The following is a 20,603-nucleotide window of genomic DNA, read 5'->3' as shown; positions in this document are numbered from 1 at the left end:
ACCTCTAGGCGACGCAGATGCCCGGCACTCCGACCTTCTGGAAGAGATGCGGCATGGCCATTGCCGAGGATGGATAGGCCGAGAGTTTTGCAATGAACTCCGGATGCGTGAACGCGGCCCTGAAGTCCGCAGTCGATTCCCAGACTGCATAGTTCAGATAAGTCGGGCTCTGTCCGATCGCTCGGTGTAGCTGGGTTGAGATGAAACCCGGCTGCCGCTTCATAAAGTTCGCATCATTCTGCCAGGCCTGGAGGAGAGTCCGTTCGTCCGCCCTGTCCAGCGTGAAGACATTCACGAGTACGAGGGGGGCGGCTTCGAGGCCAAGCTGATGTTCGATCGGGAAGGCGGGATCAAGGGGACGCCTGTGCGACATGACAGTCTCCGGTAAGTTGGTTATATGATGTCAATCTGGTATGAGCGATACATAATATATTGACATCATCATGTCAAGCAGATTTTATGGTGACAAAATGGATGCAAACATACGAACCCCCGCTGGGGATGCCTTAACCGACCTCATTCTCGACCTGTTCAGGGTCAACAACCTGATCTTGACTTGGGGCGACAGGCTTGTGGCGCCGCTGGGGCTCACAAGCGCTCGCTGGCAAATATTGGGGGCCATCGTTGCGGCGGATCGGCCACAGCCGGTGGCGTGGCTCGCGCGCGATCTTGGCGCCAATCGGCAGAACGTGCAGCGCATCGTCAACGACCTGGCGGCGGAAGGGCTCGTCAGGTTCGAGCCCAATCCGCATCACCGCCGCGCGCAGCTTGTCGTGCTGACCGACAGGGGACAGCAAACTTTCGACGACGCCATCAGCTTTTACGACCCACGGGTCAACGCACTTGCGGATGGGCTTCCCCTAGAAGACATCCGAATGGCTGGCCGCGTCATGAAGGCACTGCGGAAGAAATTTGAAGGCGATGAAAATGCTGGAGACCAGACCTGACCGCTCTGGTTCGATCGCAAGCGCCGCGGGTGTGCGGAAACGGGACCGGTCCGCCGGCCGCGATTAGAAAACGCTAACGGAACGGAAACGCCTCGCTGCTATGGTGCTACGTTGCGGCAGGGGAGGCTGAACACTGCCGAGGAAGTTCGGGACGAGTATACCATGGCCACCTTTCCCCATGTCGAGCGTCGCCTTTATGCGCGAGAATTCGTGCTGAAGGAGGCCACGATCGTCACCGGCGACGCCAGCATCAGGTGCTCCATCCGCAACCAGCACGAACATGGCGCCGAGCTGCGCGTCGGTTCGCATGTGGACCTGCCGGACCGCTTCACGCTCATTGTTCCCGACGACGATGCCGTCTATCGCGCCGTCGTGCGGTGGCGGCGCAACGAGCGCGTCGGCGTGCAGGTCTACAGCAATTCGATGAAGGGCTGACGTCCAACTCGCCGTCGATTCCCGATCACAGGGATCAGGCGAGCCGCACCACATTCAAAGATAGCGGCGCACGCTCGCCTTGTAGCTGCGGTAGGGCTCGCCGAACTTGCGCTCCAGATAGGCTTCCTCGCGCAGCACCACGCCGGAATGCAGGATGAGGGAGACCGGAACGAGGGCAAGCACGCTCCACCAGGTGTCGAAGATGAGCCCGATGCCGAGGAGCAGGCCCATCAGGCCGATGTAGAGCGGGTTGCGGGTGAAGCGGAACGGGCCGCCGGTGACGATGGCCAGCGTCGGCTTCGTCGGATCGATATTGGTGCCGCCGCGCTGCATCGTCATGCGTCCCCAGGCGATGACGGCAATCGCAAGCGCCGCAAGCACGATGCCCAGCACCATGGTCAGCGGCCTGCCGCCGATCGTGAGCGGCCAGACATAGCGCAGCGCCAGCATCAGGATCAGCGCCACAAGGAACAGCAGCGGCGGGAATACCGCGACGCCCGGACTGTCCTTCTCATCGTTCATGGCCATTTCCGCCGGCCCTCAAAACCAGGCACCCCGCACTATGCATCCGCGGCTGGGCGGCAACAAGATCAGCGAGGGCCGTGTTCCTCCTGTGCCTACTTGTTTCGACCCTGGAAAGTACAATGCAGGCGGGTGTCACAAACAAGTGCCAGTCGAAGAGCCGCGGCATCAGACGGCAGCGGCCCACCCGGTCACAACGATGAGGGCAAGCGTGACCAGCGCTCCGGAGACGTAGAGGATCGTCCTTATGTTGCCTCCCTTGGCCGCATTGCCGCCACGCAGGTAGATCGCCAAATGAACGAGGCGTGTCGCCAGGTGAAGCCAGACGAGCGTCGCCAAGGTGGCCGGCCCGACGCCAACCATCATCGCGAGCACCGCCGGCACGACAAAAGGCGCCAGCGCCTCGACCGAATTCATGTGCACGCGGTCGATCCTGTAGAGCCGGTTGTCGTCGTCCGCCGGGATCACCGGCCCTGAAAGCATTCCGGCGAACCCCTTGGATGAGCCCGAATAGACCGCCAGCAGCACGGACAGGAGGCAGAGCGCGAGCACGCCGAGGATGCTGAGCCAATAGGCTTCCATCTTGTCTTCGCTCCGTGATGCGATGCCCTAGACCGCTGCGCGGGTCAGGCTGCCTTGCCGGGAAAAAGGTCTTGGAAGCGCTGCAGGTACAGCGGCCAGCCCTGATCGCTGTCGACGCCACTGCGCACGCCTTCCCAGCCTTCGCCATGCCGCTCGAGATTCCGGTGCTCGATCTCGACCCGGGTTCGGTTCTCCGTCTCGGCCGTGAACCGGACTTCCCATTCGCTGGTCTTGTTCGGGTCGGTCTCGATCTGCCATCGCGGGCTGATGTCCCAGCTCAGAACCAACCGGTCGGGCGGATCGTAAGCCAACACCCGGGCCCACCGGCATTCGCTGCCGTCCACGCCGCGGTCGTACACATGGCCTCCGACCCGAGGCTCGAAGATCGTCTCCGCGATCGGCACGGCGAGAAGATTGTGCTCGCGGGGTTTGAAGCTGCCGAAGTCCTCGGTGAAGACCTTGAAAGGCGCGCGCAATCGGCGCCTCGACGACGACGGAGTGCCTTACGGGCGCGGGTGCAGGTTGCTTGGTCATGCCTGGTCCTCCGTTGGTTGCTCGACGGCCAGTTTGTAGCCGGCCAAGGTCTTGCTCCAGAACCGGTCGATTTCCGCGCGCAGGCTCGCCAGGCCGTCCGGATCGATCCGGTAGATGCGTTCCTTGCCGGAGCGCGTGTCGGCCACGAGCCCGGCGTCCTTGAGCACCTTCAAGTGCTGAGAGACCGCCGGCCGGGTTACAGGCAGCGCACGGGCGAGTCCGCTGACCGAACAAGGCTGTTCGACCAGCAGTTCGAAGATCGTGCGCCTCGTCGGGTCTCCGAGCGCTGTCCAGTAGTTCGCGTTAGTCGTCACTAACGCGAACTTAGAGTGATGTACCCGCCCTGTCAACTTGGAGTGGCCGACACTCCGCAATCTTGGCCGGTCCGGACCCCTATTTGGCCGGCGGCTCGAACAGCTCGATCGGATTGCCGGCGGGGTCGTCGAGCAGGATCTGCTTGCCGCCTATCCCGGCCACGATATCGTTGCGGAACTTGGCGCCGAGGGTCTTCAGACGGGTGACTTCGTCCTCGATCTTCGCAACTTCGATCTGGATCCGGTTCCAGCCGCCGGGTTCCGGTTTGCGGCCATCCGGCATCGGCTGCGATGCGCCGCCCGGTCCGGTCGTTGCGTTGATGAGCAGCCGAAGGTCGCCCTTGGCCAGCATCGCGAAGCTCGGCGCCGGATGCATGGCGACGGAGAAACCGAGAGCCTGGGTGTAGAACGCGATTGCCGCGTCCACATCATCGACGATGTAGCGAACATTCACTGTTGTCATGGCATTGCTCCTTTCAAAAAAGGATCGCGCTCGCCGCCGCCAGCGAAACGACAACGATCCACGGGGGTGCCTTCCAGACGGTGAGCAGGAGAAAGCCCGCAAGCGCCAGCGCGAAGTCGCGTGGCGCGAGGATGGCGCTTGTCCAGACGGGGCTGTAGAGCGCTGCGCCGAGAATTCCGACGACGGCCGCGTTCGCGCCGCGCATGGCAGCCTGGGCCGTGGGCCTGGAGCGAAAATCGTCCCAGAACGGCAGCGCTCCGACCACCAGCAGCAGCCCGGGCAAAGAGAGCGCGACAAGCGCGATCGCCGCTCCGGCGACGCCGTTCGGCGCCGGCCCCATGCCGCTCCGAGATACGCCGCGAAGGTGAAAAGCGGGCCCGGCACCGCCTGGGCGGCGCCGTAGCCGGCGAGGAAGGCATTGTTGCTTACCCAGCCGAGTGGGACGACCTCGGCCTGCAGCAAGGGCAGAACCACATGGCCGCCGCCGAAGACCAGCGAGCCCGCGCGATAGAAGGAGGCAAACAGCGCAATGGCCTGAGCCTGCCCGGCAAGCAGCGTCGAGAGGAGGAACAGCAGGGCGAAGGCACTGAGCACCAGTGTGCCGAACCCCTTCGAAACGCGGAAATGCAACCGGCCGATCGCCGGCGTGCCACCGCTTCGGTACAGCCACAGTCCCGCCAGGCTTCCGAAGGCGATGGCGGCGATCTGGCCGATGGAACTGGCCGCGAAGGTCGCGACCAGAACTGCCGCAAGCGCGATTGCGGCGCGTTCCCGGTCGGGCGTGAGGTTTCGCGCCATGCCCCACACCGCCTGCGCCACGACGGCCACCGCCACCACCTTCAGGCCATGCAGCAGACCGGCTTCGGCCGTTCCCGCGAAAGCCGACGATCCATAGGCGAAGAGAAGGAGCAGGATAGCGGACGGCAGCGTGAAGGCGGTCCAGGCGGCCACCGCGCCCAACGGGCCGGCGCGCAGCATTCCAAGCGCGAACGCGACCTGGCTGCTTGCGGGGCCCGGCAGGAACTGGCAGAGCGCCACGACGTCGCCATAGCCTTCCTCGTCGATCCATTTGCGCCGGGTCACCAGCTCGTCGCGGAAATAGCCGAGATGGGCGATCGGCCCGCCGAACGAAGTCACGCCCAGTTTTGTGAACGCTGCGAGCACCTCCCAGGCCGCGCCGACCCGAGGCTCGGATTCCAGTGCGGGTTCAGCCATCGCTGCGTCCTGACACGACTTCACGAAACAGCTCCCTGATTTTGCCCTGCGCGGCCGCCAGGCCCTCGAGGCCATAGGGCGTGGCGGTGTAGAGGCGGCGTTGCGACCGGCCGGTCCGCTCGATGCGGGATTCGAGATAGCCCTTGCGCTCCATGGCGTGCAGCATCGGATAGAGCGTGCCGGGGCTGACGCGATAGCCGTGGCGCGCCAGCTCCTCGATCATCCATTGACCGTAGAGATCGCCCACGGCCGCATGATGCAGGATGTGAAGCCGTATGAAGCCTGCCAACAGCTCCTGATGCTGCATCTCTCCACCGCCGGCAATTCATCATAATCGAATTTCGATATCGAGAACCGATAATAACCTTGTGAGTTGGCTTGGCAACCGCCAAACGGCGGGTGCGTTGGATCAGCAACGAAAGGAGCACTCACATGGCCAGCGAAGACGACAGGAACCCGCGCCACCACACGCGCAATATGCAGGCCCGCCTGCAGGAGACGATGGACCACCTGCGCGCCGATATCCTCAAAGTGGATGAACCTCAGCTTAAGGCAATGTTCGAAACCGCCGCCGAAGTGTTGGGTGGGCTGAAAAAGGCGTTCAGCGACTACGAAAAGAAGAACGAGGCGGCCTGGCGATAGGCGACGACGGCCGGCCGACCGTCCCGCAGCCGCCCCTGGCGGGCACGATCCTCGCCGACACTTGGCGCAACGGTCCTGATCACGGCCAATGCGACGCGCATGCCGGCGTGACGGCCGCGCGCCGCCGGCGCTTGCCCGGTGGATAAGCTGCCGCTTGCGTCAGGGCCGGCCCCCAACCGGTCGCGTTGCGGTTCCGAACCTACAGCCCCTTCCGCGCCTTAAGGCTCCGCGCTGCCTGCTCGATCGCGGCGCGGTCGTTGCCCAGCCTGTCGAGCAACTCCTGCGCTTCTTCGCCCGATATGCCGGTGCGCATCGCAAGCGCCTCGACCGTCAGCACATCTGCGCTGTCGATCTCGCGCGTCTCAGGCAGCGCATCGTCCGCAGTCAGCGGCAGGGCCGCCTCGCGGTCGATTTCCATCTCGGCCTGATGCCAATGCCGCTCGTGATTGCCGAGGATACCGCCCTCGCGTTGAAAGATCTCATAGGCGCGCTGCCTGATCTTCTCGATCCGATCGTCGTCCATTGCCGTTTCCTCTCTGCGTTGTCATCAACGCAGGGCTAGGCGGAACGATCCGTGGCATTGTGAAGTGATGATCGGGCCGACCGCGCCCCGACCAGCCGCTACATCCGGGCCCTTTCGTTTCCGGGATCGTAGGGCGAATCCGCAACAACTTCGGCGACCTTCCATTCCCCGAGAATGGTTACGTCGAGCTTCGTGCCGGCTTTGCTCAGACGCTCCGGCAACAGCGCCAGCGCCACATCATGCCCGAGCGTGTAGCCGTATCCGCCCGACGTTATACGGCCGACCAGCGCGCCATCGATGTAGAGCCCCTCGGAGGCAAGCGTGCTGGCGCCGTCGGTTTCGATCTTCAGCGTGACCGAGCGGCGCTGGTCGTTCCTCGCCTTGTATTTCAGGACCGCGTCGCGCCCGACGAAATCGGCCTTGTCGAGGCGGATGAAACGTTCGAGCCCGCTCTCCAGCGCATTGAGCTCCGGGTTCATGTCGCGATACATCGCGCGATAGGATTTCTCCAGCCTGAGCGACTCCAGCGCATGCAGCCCGACGAGGCGCATGCCGTGCCTTTCGCCTTCCTTGAGAATTGCATCCAGCAATTGCCGCTGGTAGGCCATGGGGTGGTAGAGCTCCCAGCCGAGCTCGCCTTCGTAGTTGACGCGCAGCAGCCGCACGTCGCTGGCCAAAGCGACGCTGCCGGTCTTCGCGCTGAACCACGGGAATTGAGCGTTCGAGAGATCGATCTCGGTGAGGGGTTGCAGCACGTCTCGGGCGTTCGGCCCGACCACCGTGAAGCAGCCGCGATCGTTGGTGACGTTCTTCAGGCTGACGCTGCCGTCAGCGGGAAGCACTCTTGAGAGGTCGTCGAAATTCCAGCGCTCCGCGCGCGGCGTCGAGATGAGGTAGAAGCTGTCGTCACCGAGGCGGGCCACCATGTACTCCGCCTGCACGCCGCCTCCCGCCGTCAGATGATGCGCCAGCGTCACTTTGCCGACCGCGGGCAGGCGGTTGGCCAGGATCCTGTCGAGCCAGGCTGCCGCGTTCGGCCCCGACACCTCGAACTTGGTCATCGGCGTCATCTCGACCAGCCCGACGGCGTTGCGCACCGCCTGGACTTCCTCGGCGACGAAGTTCCCCTTGGGGGTCCAGCGCCAGCTATACTGGTCCCTGGCCTCGACGCCGTCGCGCGCGAACCAGTTGGGCATCTCCCAGCCGTTGAGCACGCCCCAGACGGCGCCGAGCTCGGTCAGCCGGTCATAGGACGGCGCTGTCTTCTGCGGGCGGGCGGCGGGCATGTCCTGCCCAGGATATTTCTGCTCCGCATGCGTGCCCCAGGCCTCGCGCACCTTCTCGCGCGTCCAGGCCTTGTTGGCATAGTCGCCGAACCGGCGCGGATCGAGATCGGAGGTGTCGAGGCTGTTGCCGCCCTCGACGATCCGCTCCGACAGATAATAACCGATCGTGCCGCCCCACAGGATGCCGCCCGGCACGCCCTCGGCCAGCCACACATTGGGCAGGCCCCAGGCCGGTCCCATCAGGGGAAGCTCGTCGGCGGTCATCTGGAAGGGGCCGCGGACATTGGCCTTGATGCCGACGCGCCCCAAGGCCGGGACCAGTTGCAGAGCCTGCTCCCAGTTCCACGACACCGCCTCGAAATCTTCTTCGACGAGGTCGGCGCCGAACCAGGCGGGCACGCCGTCCTCGGCGAACAGTTTCAGGTTCGCGGTGCGCTCGTAAGGCCCGAACATCAAGCCGTCGCCTTCCTCGCGGAGATACCCCTCGAAGCCTTCGTCGCGCAGGATCGGCATCTCGGGCCGTCCCTGCTTTTTGCGCTCCACGATCTCCGGCACGGCTTCGGTGATCCAGTACTGATGCAGGATCGGGATCGCCGGGATTTCGAGGCCGAGCAGCGCGCCGGTCTGGCGCGCGTAATTGCCGGTGGCTGAGATCACGTGCTCGCAGGTGATGTCGCCCTTGTTGGTCTCGACCAGCCACTCGCCCCCGGGTGTCCGCTTGAACCCGGTGACCTCGGTGTTCAGATAGACCTTGCTGCCGAGGTCGCGCGCGCCTTTGGCCATGGCATGCGTCACGTCGGCCGGCGCGATGTGGCCGTCATCCGGATGATAGAGGGCGCCGAGCATGTGGTCGTTGTCGAGCAGCGGGCAGAGCTCCCTGGCCTCTGCCGGCGTCAGCAAATGCGCCCGCATGCCCTGCACGTCGGCGACGCTCATGTAGCTTTTGAACTCGTCGAGCCGGTCCCTGGAATTGGCGATGCGCAACTGGCCGCATTTGTGCCAGCCGACCGGCTGTCCGGTCTCGACTTCCAGCCCTTCATAGATCTCGATGGTCTTCTTGATCATCCGCCCGACGTTGATGTTGCGGGCATAGGATGGGACAAGGCCCGCGGCGTGCCAGGTCGAGCCGGCCGTCAACTGGGTGCGCTCGAGCAGCGCCACATCGGTCCAGCCGCGCTTTGCCAAGCCGTACAGGATACCGGCGCCGACGCAGCCTCCGCCAACGATCACCACTCTCGCATATGCTTGCATCGAACCACCAATTCCAGACCGGTTTCAAAAGCGCGCCGCCGAAGCTACAGGCGGCGCAAGGCCATGTAACGTCTTGAAAAACTAGGCGTGGTGATAAATTGGGCTTATGCAGCCAGCCTCGCTAGCCGGCAGCCTCTCACTGAACTTGCCCTTCCTGCGCAGTCTCGTCCTTGAAGTCGACTTTCGTGCCCGGCTTGACCATGGCGGCGAGGTCTTCGGCGTCCCAGTTGGTCAAGCGGATGCAGCCATGCGAGAAGGTGGTGCCGATCTTGCCGGGCTCGGGGGCGCCGTGGATGCCGTAGCTTTCGATCGAGAGGTCGATCCAGACCGATCCCACCGGATTGTTCGGCCCCTTGGCGATCGTGAAGGGCCGCTTGCTCCTGACCCCCTTGAAGGCGAATTTCGGATTGTAGTGATAGGTCGGATTGTGCACTACGCGCTTCACCTCCGCCGCGCCGCTCGGCGCCGGCTTCTCCTCGCTGCCGATCGAGGCGGGATAGACCGCGAGCGCTTTGCCTGACGGGTCGAGCGCGCGCACCTGGCGGGACGCCTTGTCGATCTCGACGCTCCCGACGGCCGCGGGAGGATCGCCTCGGCCGACATCGGGCACCACCAAGGTGATGTCGGCCTTCCTGAAACCGGTTTTGGGATTGAGCATTCGCAGCACCTGTTCGCTGACATGGAAACGCTCCGCCAGTTTTTCCCGCGCATTGCGGTAGCCGAGCCGCTTCAGACGCGCCATCCGCTCCATGCGGGCCGGGATACGCCTGGTGAAAGGCCCGCGCACATCCTTGGCCGTGACCTCATAGTTTATCAGCACCGGCCTGGCGAAGGTCGCCGCGAGCTTGTCCCAGGTCTCGCGCGTGAGCTTGCCGTCGGACGGCAGCCCGTTCGCCGCCTGGAAGGCCGAGACGGCCCTGGCGAAATTGTCGGAAAGGCGGCCGTCGATCAGGCCGGGCGAGAAGCGGGCGCGATCAAGGAGGATCTGCGCCTTGAGCAGCATCGGATCGACGCCCTTCGGCTCGCCCTCGCTGAACTGGGCCTGATTGACCGCGTCCATGTCCAGCTTGGCGGCCTGCGACCCGCCGCAAGCGAGTGCGAGCGCCATCGCAACGACAAGAAGGACCCTGACCATCGACGTCACTCCGGGATCGCGACAAGAGCCTCTCTCTATGACGCGGAACGGCCGATCTGGTTCCTGTCGGCCCGCATGACGATCATCGCGAACGTGCACTCTTGGCCATATGCGGTTGAATTTTAAGCTGGAAGCAGTTCCCAAGAACGCGAATTGCTGGCATGCTTATATAAGGGCCTATGCATTTTCTGATTCCATGGCCCCCTGTCCTGGTGACCGACGGCTCCCCAACGCCCCCCGCCCATGCCGTCGGTTGCCCTGTTTGAGAATTCCAAGAGCCCAAGCCGAGCAGGTAGCGCTGTCGATGGACCGAGTGCCGGTATCCTTCTGCGGAAAGCGCAATCGCGCAGGCTCCATGTCGGAACCTCGCCGAATCGCGTGGCGGTCCATTCGCGGTTAGCTAATCCGCGCCTAGCCGAGACCCGATGGGAGAAGCGGACAAAATCTGGCGTGACGAGACATAACTGGAAGCGGTAGGCGCCGAGCACCCAGCCCGGCGCCAGCCTCGATCAGCAGTGCACGTCGGTAAAGTAACGGTCAGGCCATCTTTGCCAATATCTTGGTCATATCTGCCGTGTCGAATGCCCTCAGCGTCTCGGTTCTGATGTTGCCCATTGATGCGATTGATAAGGCTAATGCGGTCGCAGCAATGTCGTCCTCTGCTTCGGCAATCACCACGACATCATGTTTGCCAAGCGTCCACAACAGAGTGTGAACCTTGACCCCGCTTTTGCTGGCCATCGCCTTGAAGGCCTCAGCCCGTTTCTGAGTGTCCTTTATTGTCTTGATACCTTGATCGGTGAAATTCGACAGTAATACGTAGTGAGCCATTGGTTTCCTCCCACAAGGGAAACGGGGGCGCTCACGGCGCGTCCGCCGTTCCCGCAACCACGATAACACGAGCCTGTCCTGCAAAGAAGCGATTGCTAATATTTCGGCGAGAAGGCGCTGGATTGCTGGAGGAGGGCGCAGTCTCAAAGGCATCACGCGCGCAAGGCGGTGCGTGGACGGGCGCTCAACTCAGCCCGGATCGATCTCCGACAGCAGCCAATCCCGAAACGCCTTGACCTTTCGCTGGCGGATCGCTTCCGGCGGGTAGACGAGGTAGAAACTGGAAATGGCTTTCAGAGCGTGGTCGAAAGGCCGGACAAGCCTGCCGGTGGCGAGATCGGCTGAAACCAGCATGGTGCGGCCGAGCACCACGCCTTCGCCCTGCACGGCTGACTCAACTGCAAAGGTGGCGGAATCGAAGGTGAGCCCGCTGTTCGGGTCGACGCCTTCGACCCCCGCGCTGGCAAGCCAGGCCGCCCAGTCGATGCGGTAGCCGTCGCGGATCAGCGTGTGATGCTTGAGGTCCTCGGGCTTCTTGAGAGGATGCGGGCCCTCCAGCAGCTTCGGGCTGCAGACGGGAAAGACCTCCTCGCCGGTGAGGAACTCGGAGGTCAGTCCATGATAGTTCCCGGCGCCGTAGCGGATGGCGACGTCGATGCCGTCGCCGCGGAAATTTGTCAGCTTGCCGGTGGTCGAGACACGCACGTCGATGTCGCCGTGCGCGCGGTGGAAGCGGTAGAGCCGGGGCACCAGCCATTTTCCGGCAAAACCGTCGGACGTGCTGACATTGAGCGTCGAGCCCGAAAGGCGCGAGGTGGCGGTCTGGGTGGCTAAAGAGAGCTGGTCGAGCGCTTCGCGCACCGCCCGCGCATAGGGCTCACCGACAGGAGTGAGCCGCACCGAGCGTGTCGCGCGCTCGAAGAGCTGCACGCCGAGCTGGTCCTCGAGATGTTTTATGGCGCGGCTGATGGCGCCATGCGTGACGTTGAGCTCGTCCGCCGCCCTGGAGAAATTCAGGTGCCGGGCGGCGGCCTCGAAGGCCGGCAATGCGTTGAGCGGCGGCAGTCTGCGGGCCATGGCGCGAAATTCTATTTGTGAGATTTGGTAACAAATACTTGCCAAATTTTGGTTTGTCCATTGCGCATTTTCCAACCAAAAATCCTCACAGGATTTGTGATCAAAGATCAACGAGGACGCCATGGCTACCATCCACCCCTTCCTCTGGTTCAACCTCAACGCCGAAGAGGCCCGCGACTTCTATCTGTCCGTCTTCAGGAACGGCCGGGCGCTTGGGTCGATCGAGTTCACCGACTTCGTCGGCGGCACCAACAGGACCGTGCCGCACGCGATCTTCGACTTCGAGCTCGAAGGCCAGCGCTTCACTGCGCTCAATGCCGGCTCGATGCCGCCCTTCAACGAAAGGATCTCGCTCTACATCGAGACGAAGGACCAGGCCGAGACCGACTATTACTGGAATGCGCTGACGGCAGGCGGCGGCTCGGAAAAGCCCTGCGGCTGGTTGACGGACAAGTTCGGCGTCTACTGGCAAGTCATTCCCGAGCCGGCGCTGCGCCTGATGAGCGACCCGGACCGCGAGAAGGCCGACCGGGCGCGGCAGGCGATGTACAGGATGAGCAGGATCATCCTCGCCGATCTCGAAGCGGCCCACGCCGGCCGCGCGTAATTTTCAACCCATTGCTGGAAGACGGAGGACACCCATGGCTACGCTCGCGGGAAGCAAGATCATCGTCGTCGGAGGCAGCTCCGGCATCGGTTTCGGCGTGGCGGCGGCCGCGCTCGAAAGCGGCGCGGAAGTTACGATCGTCGGGCGCTCGGTGGAGAAGCTGAAGGCCGCCGAGAAAAGGCTCGCCGGGGCAGGGCGGGTGACGGGCATTGCCGCCGACATGGCCAACGAGGCGGACGTCGCCCGCCTGTTCGACCTAGTCGGCGCCTTCGATCATCTGGTGGCGACCGCCGGCACGCCGCCGCCCAATTATCCGATCGGCGGGACCGACATGGATTTCGTGCGCCAGTTCGTCGACAGCAAGCTGGTCGGCGCCGTGATGCTCGCCAAGCACGCGGTGCGCACGCTGAAGAAGGGCGGCTCCATGACCTTCACCTCCGGCATCAACAAGGACCGTCCGCCGGTCCCCGGCGGCTCGGTCGTCTCGGCGATCGCCGGCTCCTTCACCTATTTCGCCCGCGCGCTGGCGCTGGAATTGGCGCCGACGCGCGTCAACGTCGTCTCGCCCGGCTGGGTGGACACCGAAATGTGGGACGAGATCGTCGGCGAGGCCAAAGCCGGCTATTTCGACCAGATGGGCGCCCGCGTCCCGGCGGGAAGGATCGCGACACCGGCCGACGTGGCGCCGGCCTATCTCTATCTGATGCAGAACGCGTTCATGACCGGCGAGACCATCCACATCGACGGCGGACAGAGATTGGTGTGAGCGGGAAAGGCACAGGCTGGTTCGAAATTCGTCTCACCCACTGCCGCGATTCAGGCCGGGCGTTGCTTGCTGGGGCTGTCGGCATGCCTGGACCGATAGCATTTTCAGCCAAACGCTAATATACAAGACGTTCGATGAGCAGCGCCTCCGCATACGAGGAAATGCCATGCGAAGGTTCGTCTTCACAGCCGTGTGCATTGCCGCCGCAACAGGCGTCAACGCCCATGATTGGTACGAAAACAAGGTTGATCCGGTAACGAAGTTCAAGTGTTGCGGCGGTCATGATTGCCGCGCCATACCTCAGTCGTCGGTGCAGTCGAGGGTTGACGGCGGCTATACTTATTTGCCCGATGGTTTCAACATCCCGCGAGACCGGGTGCAGGAATCGCCGGACGGCCAATACCATATCTGCGAGAATAATTACGTCATAACCAATCAGCCCTATTTGCGCTGCTTTTTCGCGCCCCGGGTCGAGATTTCTCGACTGCTCCCGCGTTGAGGGACGCGATCAAGCGGCAGGTGCGCCGCGCAGCCGACCCGGCTCACCCAGGCAATCGCGCCGCAGGTCGTTTGAATCGTCGCCGACCTCATCTCATTGACATCAGGTCCGTCATCAGGCCGACGCCGACGCTAACGAGGAACTGTGGTGCCCGGGGCTGCGAAAGGCCGATATCCCTCAACTGATCGGGCGTCAGGTCTGCTAACGCCCTGCGCCCTGCAATGGTGCGCCGCCAGGCTGTGAAGGCAGCGACTGCTTTCGCAGCACTTTTCGACGCTGCCCCAAGCAGCCGGTGTTTCGATGCGCGGGTCTCCGCGTGAACTTCCGTGTGAGCCATTTTGCTCTCCCGTTCCAGATTACGGTCGCAGCTTGTCACACACGCGATCTGCGGCTGTTCAGCCGGGCGTGAACCGTCGCGGGAAGTCCGGTGGTCCGCCGTTAAATCCGCGTTAAATCGACCGGCGAAGATGCTATTCTGCCGACGCGTTCGAAATCTGGAGAGGGGCTCGTGCATATCCGGCTGCTTGGCGGTCTCGAGGTGACATCCGCGGAAGGCCAGTCCGTCCGCTTCGCGACGCGCAAGTCGACGCTTCTTTTCGCGGCCCTGGTCCTGGCGGGTCGCCGCGGCCACGCTCGCGAACGGCTCTGCGAAGGGTTTTGGCCGGGACGAGGCGATGCGCAGTCGCGCAATAGCCTGCGGCAGGCGCTGGCCGACATCAGGCGATGGTTCCCCGCCGCCGGCAACGCGGCCATTTCCATCGACGGGGATCAGGAAGCGGTTGCGCTTACGGCCGGCCCGGACGAAGCCGATATCTGGCTCTTCGAGCGGAAGCTCGCCGAAGGCGGGACGGCGGAGCTCGCCTTCGCCGCAGATCTCTACCGTGGCGATGTGCTTGCGGGCGAAGCCATTCCCGACGGACTGGACGAATGGTTCGGCCCTTATCAGGCGAAATACCGGCAGAAGGCGCAGCAACTGGTGGAGCGGCTGAGCCTCGCGCTGCCCGAATCCGGATCCGGAATTGAAGCCGCTTGCGAAGGGCTGGCGGAAAGGCTGCTTGCCTCGGATCCGACTGCGGAGCCGGCGCATCGGGCATTGATGCGCATCCATGCCGCGAGGGGCCATGAAAACGCGGCCTTGCGTCAGTTTGAGAGCTGCCGCGCGTTGCTGAAAAAGCATCTGGGTGTGGAACCCGAGGCACAGACGCTGTCACTGGCGGCGTCGCTGCAAACGCGAAGCGGAAATCGCCAGACGGCGTCGACGCTCGGTACCGCCCAGCCTATCGCCGCGTCGGCGAGACCGCATGACCAGCCATCGGTTGCGGTGATGCCTTTCGACAATCTTGGCGGGGCGGATGACGAATATTTTGCCGATGGCGTTGTCGAGGAGATCACCGCAGCACTTTCGCGCATCCGCAACTTCTTCGTCATCGCGCGCCAGTCGGCCTTCACCTATAAGGGGCGCTTCGCCGATGTGCGCGAGGTTGGCCTGGAGCTCGGCGTCAATTACGTGGTCGAAGGCACCGTGCGGCGGGGCGGCGACCGCCTGCGCATTTCTGTGCAGCTGGTCGACGCCGACACCAGGACACAATTGTGGTCCGAGCGCTACGAGGGCGCGACCGAGGACGTTTTCGAGTTCCAGGACAGGATCGCTGCGCAGGTGGCCGGCGCCATCCATCCGGCCATCCGCGGTGCCGAGATCGAGCTGGCAAAGCGCAAGCCGCCGACCAACCTGCGGGCCTATGACCTCGTCATGCGGGCCTTCCCGAACCTTTGGGGTCGCCGCAAGGACACCAATGACCGGGCGACAGAGCTGCTTACGAAAGCGATCGCCATCGACCCTGCCTACGGCCGCGCGCATGCGCTTCTAGCATGGTGCCACGCCTCGAATGCCGCATATCTGTGGGCCGAGCAGCCGGAAAGGGAGCTGGAAAAGGCGCTCGCGGCAGTTGAGGCTGCCGGCTCGATCGGCGACGATCCAACGGCGTTGACCGCCGCCGGCTCGGCCATGAGCATGGCCGGCGAACAGGAGCGTGCCGCCACCTTTATCGAAAAAGCGCTCGCGCTTGATCCGAACAATGCGTGGGCATGGGCGCGCCGTGGCTGGATCGCGATCTACCGGGGCGAAGCCGTCCGCGCATCGGAATGGTTCCACCGGGCGATGACGCTGAGCCCAATGGATCCACTCGCATTCAACATGAAACTGGGAATGGCCACAGCCATGGCCAAGGCTGGCTCTCTTTCCGAGGCTGTCGCGATTGCCCGCGAGGTCATCGCCGCCCATCCCGACATCATCATGTCCTATCGATACCTCGCCGCCTGGTCGGCGATGAGCGGGGACCTGGAGACCGCCCGCTGGGCCGCGCAAAAGTTGCTCGCCGCCCAGCCGGGCTTCACGATCGAGCGATACCGGGCGCTGCCTATCTTCCGGAACACGCCGGAATGGGCGGACCAGGTGGTCGAAGCCTTGATCCGGGCGGGATTGCCCAAACGCTGATCGCATGACCTGTAAGGTGCGATCGCAATTGCGGCCGGCCTCCGGAGCTGAAGAATGCTATCGCGACCAGAGCAGCCGCGCGCCGGGCAGCTTGGGCGGCGTTTCCTTAGACTAGACGCCCGAATGCCTCGCCTTGATAATTCGGGCTTCCCGCAACAGCGTAGGGCGATCGCGTCCAACAGCCTTTATCAGCCTCTTGGCTTGTGCGTCCGAAATGCCTGTTTTTTCTTTCAGCAGAATGACGAGCTGTTTGTCGTCGATGCGGTTATGGGAACTGCTTTCGCCGGGTTCGGTCATCGTGGGATCCTCCTCCAACTGAACTGGACGAAGCCCTGAAGGTTTCATCGTCGTTATGCTTTTCGTAAGCAATTGGCGACTGCCGATCGATCTCAATTCGGCCCATGGCGCCAAAACCTCAATCAGTTCCGCTTGGATTGGCGAAAGGGCCTTTTGTCCTCAACGGCACCACATTGGCAACGGTCGGCTGTTCCGCCTCGGCACTCTGTAGCGCGGTCGCCATATCGGCTCGTGGCAGATAGATCGTCACGGTGGTGCCTTTGCGCACTTCGCTGTCGATCGTGACCGCACCGCCGGACTGCTGCGCAAAGCCGTAGACCTGGGCGAGGCCGAGGCCCGTGCCCTTCTCAGGCCCTTTGGTCGTGAAGAACGGTTCGAAAACTTGCGGCAACACATCTGGCGCAATCCCGATGCCCGTGTCCGTTACCCGCATTGTGACGAACTCACCTTCCAATCCGGCCGCGCTATCGTCGCTCGAAAGCTGCATGTTCTCCGCGGTAATCGTGATCAAACCACCCTCGGGCATGGCATCGCGCGCGTTGAAGACGATGTTGACGAGGCCAAGCTCCAACTCGCCTGGATCGACGCTGACCGGCCAGATGTCGGGCCCGACGGCCGCGACCAGCTTCACTGCTCTGCGGATGGAACCGGCCACCATCCCGCGGACGGCTTCCACCCGCTCCGCAAGCGATACGAGTTCGGAACGGGCAGATTGCTTGCGCGAGAAGGCCAGCAACTGGCGCGTCAAAGCGGCGCCGCGCTCGAGCGTAAGCTCGACGGATTCGGTCGCCCGCTTCATTTCGGGATCGGCACCGGCTTTCTTCACCTTGCGAACGTAGCTGTCGACCACCGTGAGCAGGTTGTTGAAGTCATGCACGATGCTGCCCGTCAATTGGCCGAGAGCGTCCATTTTCTGCGCATGCGCGCGTTGCGCTTGCGCCTGGCGGAGCGCGATCTCCGCATCGCGTCGGTCTGTAATGTCGCGCGTGATCTTGGCAAAGCCGATCGGCTCTCCTCGCTCGTCGCGGATCGTATCGATCACGACATTCGCCCAGAACAGCGACCCGTCCTTGCGAACGCGATGGCCCTCGATTTCGAAGTGTCCTTCCCGTGTCGCCATATAAAGTGCGCGTGCAGGTAAACCCGCAGCGCGGTCGTGCTCGGTGTAGAAACGCGAGAAGTGCTGACCGATGATCTCATTGGCGGTATAGCCCTTGATGCGCTCCGCGCCGGCGTTCCAGCTGGTCACCAGCCCGTTGAGATCAAGCATGTAAAGCGCATAGTCGGTCACGCCGCTCACCAGAAGGCGGAACTGGCGCTCGCTTTCCCGCAAAGCTTCGTGCGCTGCCCGACGCTCCGTGATGTCGCGGGTAACCTTGGCGAACCCCTCGAGTCGGCCTGCGTCGTCGCGGATCGGGTGGACGACGGCGGAAGCCCAGAAACGGCTGCCATCCTTGCGTACACGCCAGCCTTCGCCTTCATAGCGTCCATCCCGGGCGGCGGTTTCGAGGACACGGAGCGGCGTGCCTTTTGCGCGCTCCTCGCGCGGGTAGAATTTGGAGAAATGCTGGCCGATTATTTCGTCGGCGGTATAGCCTTTGAGCCGCTCGGCGCCCGCATTCCAGTTGGTGATCATGCCGCTTGGATCGAGCATATAAATGGCGTAGTCGACCACGCCGTCGACCAGGATGCGGAAACGCCGCTCGCTTTGCAGCAGCGTCTCGTGCGCGGCGACGCGCTCCGTGATATCGCGCGTGATCTTTGCATAGCCCAAGAAGACGCCGTTCTGGTCGACGACCCGTTGAACGACGGCGTTCGACCAAAACCGGGTACCGTCCTTGCGTACCCGCCAGCCTTCGGCCTCGTACCGTCCGTCTGCCCGCGCCGCGGCAAGCATCCTTTCCGGCACGGCATTCGCCTGATCTTCGATTGTGAAGAACCGGGAGAAATGCTGGCCGAGGATTTCGGACGCGGCGTAGCCCTTGATCTTCTCGGCGCCCGCATTCCAACCTGTGATGTAGCCGTCGGCGTCGAGGGTGTAGATCGCATAGTCAGCAACGGCGTCGATGAAAAGCTCGAGGCGATGGCTGTCGGAAAGATGTTGCGCGTCGGTTGTGGTCAGTGGCATTGTCGAACCCGCGTTGTGCGCTAGCATTCAGCAGTTCGTCGGACGGCACGTCTCGCAGCATAGGCGTGGCGATCTGACATGGCAACAAGCTTGGACCCATGGCAACATACTCATCTGCTCTCGCATTCAACCTCAAAAGCCCGGGCTATCTCTACAATTTTGCTCCGGAAAACGAGCCTGGAGACGATGAAGAGAATCCGGCCTCGCACGAACTCGGTTCGGCCGAGCACGACGAACTGCCCTATAGGGTCGAGTTGTGGAACGCCGACAAGAACGGCGTCGAGCAAGTCCTGGCCGTCACGGCAAACGCCAGCATCGGCTACGCAGCCTATTACGCCGCGACGCGCGAGCATCCAGACCGCTACGTCACCCTGCGGCACAAGAACAATTTTGTTTCGAGATGGAACGGTCCGACGAACTAGGCAGGGGCCTGTCTATGACACGGAGCGCCAACTCTTCCCGCTCGGCTGAAGCGCTGCCTTATCGCGTCGAACTCTGGCATGCCGAAAGTCATGAGACCATCGAACGGGTCCTCGCCCGGGCGGTCACCGCCCAGCTTGCCCGCGCCATTTTTCAAGCCGCCAGAGACGAGCATCCTCAGCGACGGATCACGCTGCGCAAAGGTAACCGGATCCTCTCCGATACCTCGAGTTAACGATCACGCCATCTGGTCATATTCAGGGCTCGGGGAGGGACAGAACGTCAGGGTGCAGCAGGGGCGCGTTCCTGATCCAGAGTCTTGCACCCTGCGGGCCGATGGTAGCGTCGAGCTTTGTTCCCGCGGGCAGGCGTCCCCAGCTCTGCGACTCCAGCCGCTCTCCGCCGGCGCCAAGCTCCCCTGCAAGCACGAGGAATTCGAGCCCGCGGGTGTTCTCGACCGTCACCCGCTCGCCCGCTCGCCATTCTTCCAGACGGACCTCTTCACGGCCGTCGTCGAACAGCACCGTGGCCGAAGCCGCGCCGGCGCGGGGTGGAACGCTGCGGCCTTCTCCGGGCTGACGGACGACCTGCTCGACATCGCCTGCGCGGAACTGCCAGAGGCGCACGAAGATGGTGCAGCCATCGCGCGATGCGGGAACATGCGAGGTTCCGGGCGGATTGCGAAAATAGCTGCCGGTGGGATAGTCGTCGTGCTCGTCCTGGAAGACGCCGTCGAGAACGACGATCTCCTCGCCGCCGCCATGGGTGTGCCGCGGAAAGGCACTGCCCGGGGCATAACGGACGATGGAGGTGGCGCGCGCCACCTCGTCGCCGATCCTGAAAAGCATGCGCCGGTCGACGCCAGCCGCCGGGCTGGGCACCCAGTCCTGCCGTGCGGCGTGAACGATTGTAGGGCGGGAGAAATCGTCATTGATGCGCATGAGCTGCGTCCTTCATCGCGAGCACCATCCGGAACTTCACGTCGCCCGATCGCATGCGCCGCACGGCATCTGCGGCCGCTTCCAGCGGCACCGTCTCAATGAGCGGGCGCACGCCCGCCAGCACGCTGAATCGAGCGTCTTCTCGTTTTCGAAAGGCGTTCCGGTGATCGAGCCGAGCACTCCGCGCTCGCCCACCATCAGCGGCCCGGGAGCAACGGCCAGGGGATCCTTGCCACCGGCGAGTTGCAGGAGCCTGCCCTGCGGCGCGAGGCCGGCCAGAAGCCGCGATCTGCCGGCGCCGCGGTGGAACAGCGGCACGCCAAGCCAGTCCTCCAGCCCCCGCACCAGCTGCCCGACGGCGGCCGCGGTGACGTTGAGCTCGCCGGCCGCGCCGGAAACGCTCCTGTGCCTGGCGCTCGCTTCAAAGGCCCTGAGAGCGTTGAGGTAGGCTGGAGACTTCGAAGCGCTCAAGATTTTCTTCCTCGCTGAGCATGGCGAAGACGATTGCCCGGGCCGCATGAGCTGTCAACAAAGCGATGTGGTTTCACTATCGGCTGTGTAAATTGCGGTCTCTATACCTACCCTTTCCACGAACATGGCCAAATTCGGCGCCGCGAGAAACGACGTCGGCGCAGGGAAAAGATCAGGCGTCTGGTCGCCGCGCCGTTCAGGCTGATCCGGGTGTGAACCGCCG

General features: G+C 63.5%; 27 protein-coding genes and 1 pseudogene. 10 read left to right on the top strand and 18 right to left on the bottom strand.

Translation table 11 applies throughout. The annotated features are described in order from the left end of the window. Nucleotides 1-4: 4 nt before the first annotated feature. Complete coding sequence (locus tag ABID26_RS00745; RefSeq protein ID WP_126100945.1) at nt 5-373, bottom strand: antibiotic biosynthesis monooxygenase family protein; 369 nt, start codon at nt 371-373, stop codon at nt 5-7. Nucleotides 374-470: 97 nt separating this feature from the next. Between ABID26_RS00745 and ABID26_RS00740 the strand changes: the two genes are divergently transcribed. Both ABID26_RS00740 and ABID26_RS00735 read left to right on the top strand, forming a co-directional pair. Continuing rightward, nucleotides 471-947 carry a MarR family winged helix-turn-helix transcriptional regulator gene (locus ABID26_RS00740; protein WP_292300906.1) on the top strand — a complete coding sequence of 159 codons (477 nt, stop codon included), beginning with the start codon at nt 471-473 and terminating at the stop codon, nt 945-947. Nucleotides 948-1,109: 162 nt separating this feature from the next. Continuing rightward, complete coding sequence (locus ABID26_RS00735; RefSeq protein ID WP_126100943.1) at nt 1,110-1,382, top strand: PilZ domain-containing protein; 273 nt, start codon at nt 1,110-1,112, stop codon at nt 1,380-1,382. A 54-nt stretch (nt 1,383-1,436) separates the two neighbouring features. Here ABID26_RS00735 and ABID26_RS00730 read toward each other — a convergent pair whose 3' ends face one another. The 7 genes and pseudogenes from ABID26_RS00730 to ABID26_RS00700 all read right to left on the bottom strand — a co-directional run bounded on the left by ABID26_RS00730 (nt 1,437) and on the right by ABID26_RS00700 (nt 5,319). Continuing rightward, nucleotides 1,437-1,904, bottom strand: coding sequence for a methyltransferase family protein (locus ABID26_RS00730; protein ID WP_292300903.1), 468 nt, complete (start codon nt 1,902-1,904; stop codon nt 1,437-1,439). A gap of 168 nt (nt 1,905-2,072) precedes the next feature. Further along, the gene (locus ABID26_RS00725; protein WP_292300901.1) at nt 2,073-2,486 is read right to left on the bottom strand and encodes an MAPEG family protein; all 414 of its coding nucleotides are present in this window, start codon (nt 2,484-2,486) and stop codon (nt 2,073-2,075) included. Nucleotides 2,487-2,530: 44 nt separating this feature from the next. Next, nucleotides 2,531-2,962: an SRPBCC family protein gene (locus tag ABID26_RS00720; RefSeq protein ID WP_354413292.1), complete on the bottom strand. Its 432-nt coding sequence runs from the start codon at nt 2,960-2,962 to the stop codon at nt 2,531-2,533. Between the two features lie 54 nt (nt 2,963-3,016). Continuing rightward, on the bottom strand, nt 3,017-3,334 hold the full coding sequence (locus ABID26_RS00715; RefSeq protein WP_189521267.1) for an ArsR/SmtB family transcription factor: 318 nt from the start codon (nt 3,332-3,334) through the stop codon (nt 3,017-3,019). A 79-nt stretch (nt 3,335-3,413) separates the two neighbouring features. Next, nucleotides 3,414-3,797, bottom strand: a complete 384-nt coding sequence (locus ABID26_RS00710) for a VOC family protein (protein WP_126100938.1) — start codon at nt 3,795-3,797, stop codon at nt 3,414-3,416. A gap of 13 nt (nt 3,798-3,810) precedes the next feature. Continuing rightward, nucleotides 3,811-5,012: pseudogene (chrA, locus tag ABID26_RS00705) on the bottom strand (chromate efflux transporter). Continuing rightward, the gene (locus ABID26_RS00700) at nt 5,005-5,319 is read right to left on the bottom strand and encodes a PadR family transcriptional regulator (RefSeq protein WP_126100936.1); all 315 of its coding nucleotides are present in this window, start codon (nt 5,317-5,319) and stop codon (nt 5,005-5,007) included. The pseudogene chrA and the gene ABID26_RS00700 overlap by 8 nt, the downstream one beginning before the upstream one ends. A gap of 125 nt (nt 5,320-5,444) precedes the next feature. Here ABID26_RS00700 and ABID26_RS00695 point away from each other — a divergent pair, with 125 nt between their 5' ends. Beyond that, the gene (locus tag ABID26_RS00695) at nt 5,445-5,654 is read left to right on the top strand and encodes a hypothetical protein (protein ID WP_126100935.1); all 210 of its coding nucleotides are present in this window, start codon (nt 5,445-5,447) and stop codon (nt 5,652-5,654) included. A 199-nt stretch (nt 5,655-5,853) separates the two neighbouring features. On the opposite strand, the gene ABID26_RS00690 is transcribed toward ABID26_RS00695, so the two are convergent. From ABID26_RS00690 to ABID26_RS00670, 5 genes are all read right to left on the bottom strand, one after another. Further along, a complete protein-coding gene (locus ABID26_RS00690) occupies nt 5,854-6,177 on the bottom strand; it encodes a DUF2934 domain-containing protein (RefSeq protein WP_126100934.1) in 324 nt (107 codons plus the stop codon). A gap of 98 nt (nt 6,178-6,275) precedes the next feature. Continuing rightward, nucleotides 6,276-8,714 (bottom strand): GcvT family protein, encoded by a 2,439-nt coding sequence (locus ABID26_RS00685; RefSeq protein WP_292300897.1) that lies wholly within the window; start codon nt 8,712-8,714, stop codon nt 6,276-6,278. A gap of 136 nt (nt 8,715-8,850) precedes the next feature. Next, the gene (locus tag ABID26_RS00680; RefSeq protein ID WP_126100933.1) at nt 8,851-9,849 is read right to left on the bottom strand and encodes a L,D-transpeptidase family protein; all 999 of its coding nucleotides are present in this window, start codon (nt 9,847-9,849) and stop codon (nt 8,851-8,853) included. A gap of 537 nt (nt 9,850-10,386) precedes the next feature. Then, the gene (locus ABID26_RS00675) at nt 10,387-10,680 is read right to left on the bottom strand and encodes a GYD domain-containing protein (protein ID WP_126100932.1); all 294 of its coding nucleotides are present in this window, start codon (nt 10,678-10,680) and stop codon (nt 10,387-10,389) included. Nucleotides 10,681-10,869: 189 nt separating this feature from the next. Then, entirely contained in the window at nt 10,870-11,757 is an 888-nt protein-coding gene (locus ABID26_RS00670) for a transcriptional regulator GcvA (RefSeq protein WP_126100931.1), read from the bottom strand. A 121-nt stretch (nt 11,758-11,878) separates the two neighbouring features. On the opposite strand from ABID26_RS00670, the gene ABID26_RS00665 reads away from it, so the two are divergent. The 3 genes from ABID26_RS00665 (at nt 11,879) to ABID26_RS00655 (ending at nt 13,629) form a co-directional block, all read left to right on the top strand. Further along, complete coding sequence (locus ABID26_RS00665) at nt 11,879-12,364, top strand: VOC family protein (RefSeq protein WP_126100930.1); 486 nt, start codon at nt 11,879-11,881, stop codon at nt 12,362-12,364. A 34-nt stretch (nt 12,365-12,398) separates the two neighbouring features. Then, nucleotides 12,399-13,130, top strand: a complete 732-nt coding sequence (locus tag ABID26_RS00660) for an SDR family oxidoreductase (RefSeq protein ID WP_126100929.1) — start codon at nt 12,399-12,401, stop codon at nt 13,128-13,130. Between the two features lie 166 nt (nt 13,131-13,296). Further along, a complete protein-coding gene (locus ABID26_RS00655; protein ID WP_126100928.1) occupies nt 13,297-13,629 on the top strand; it encodes a hypothetical protein in 333 nt (110 codons plus the stop codon). A gap of 88 nt (nt 13,630-13,717) precedes the next feature. On the opposite strand, the gene ABID26_RS00650 is transcribed toward ABID26_RS00655, so the two are convergent. Next, on the bottom strand, nt 13,718-13,966 hold the full coding sequence (locus ABID26_RS00650) for a DUF1127 domain-containing protein (RefSeq protein WP_126100927.1): 249 nt from the start codon (nt 13,964-13,966) through the stop codon (nt 13,718-13,720). A gap of 171 nt (nt 13,967-14,137) precedes the next feature. On the opposite strand from ABID26_RS00650, the gene ABID26_RS00645 reads away from it, so the two are divergent. Beyond that, nucleotides 14,138-16,123 (top strand): BTAD domain-containing putative transcriptional regulator, encoded by a 1,986-nt coding sequence (locus tag ABID26_RS00645; RefSeq protein WP_126100926.1) that lies wholly within the window; start codon nt 14,138-14,140, stop codon nt 16,121-16,123. Nucleotides 16,124-16,234: 111 nt separating this feature from the next. Here the strand turns inward: ABID26_RS00645 and ABID26_RS00640 are convergent, their stop codons facing one another. Then, entirely contained in the window at nt 16,235-16,420 is a 186-nt protein-coding gene (locus ABID26_RS00640) for a hypothetical protein (protein ID WP_126100925.1), read from the bottom strand. A gap of 118 nt (nt 16,421-16,538) precedes the next feature. Beyond that, the gene (locus ABID26_RS00635; RefSeq protein ID WP_354414207.1) at nt 16,539-18,464 is read right to left on the bottom strand and encodes a PAS domain S-box protein; all 1,926 of its coding nucleotides are present in this window, start codon (nt 18,462-18,464) and stop codon (nt 16,539-16,541) included. Between ABID26_RS00635 and ABID26_RS00630 the strand changes: the two genes are divergently transcribed. From ABID26_RS00630 to ABID26_RS00620, 3 genes are all read left to right on the top strand, one after another. Beyond that, nucleotides 18,369-18,572, top strand: coding sequence for a hypothetical protein (locus ABID26_RS00630; protein WP_292300921.1), 204 nt, complete (start codon nt 18,369-18,371; stop codon nt 18,570-18,572). The genes ABID26_RS00635 and ABID26_RS00630 overlap by 96 nt on opposite strands. Nucleotides 18,573-18,646: 74 nt before the next feature. After that, entirely contained in the window at nt 18,647-18,970 is a 324-nt protein-coding gene (locus tag ABID26_RS00625; RefSeq protein ID WP_292339512.1) for a hypothetical protein, read from the top strand. Between the two features lie 14 nt (nt 18,971-18,984). Further along, the gene (locus ABID26_RS00620) at nt 18,985-19,203 is read left to right on the top strand and encodes a hypothetical protein (protein WP_354413283.1); all 219 of its coding nucleotides are present in this window, start codon (nt 18,985-18,987) and stop codon (nt 19,201-19,203) included. 22 nt (nt 19,204-19,225) lie between these two features. Here ABID26_RS00620 and ABID26_RS00615 read toward each other — a convergent pair whose 3' ends face one another. Together ABID26_RS00615 and ABID26_RS37055 are read right to left on the bottom strand one after the other, a co-directional pair. Then, nucleotides 19,226-19,909 (bottom strand): cupin domain-containing protein, encoded by a 684-nt coding sequence (locus tag ABID26_RS00615; RefSeq protein WP_354413280.1) that lies wholly within the window; start codon nt 19,907-19,909, stop codon nt 19,226-19,228. Between the two features lie 36 nt (nt 19,910-19,945). Next, on the bottom strand, nt 19,946-20,380 hold the full coding sequence (locus ABID26_RS37055; RefSeq protein WP_435528531.1) for a LysR family transcriptional regulator: 435 nt from the start codon (nt 20,378-20,380) through the stop codon (nt 19,946-19,948). Nucleotides 20,381-20,603 lie beyond the last annotated feature (223 nt).

The sequence above is a fragment of the Mesorhizobium shonense genome (assembly GCF_040545255.1).
Taxonomy (GTDB): Bacteria; Pseudomonadota; Alphaproteobacteria; order Rhizobiales; family Rhizobiaceae; genus Mesorhizobium; species Mesorhizobium shonense.
The sequence above is the reverse complement of the archived record's forward strand: the minus strand, read 5'-3'. Positions and strand labels throughout refer to the sequence as shown.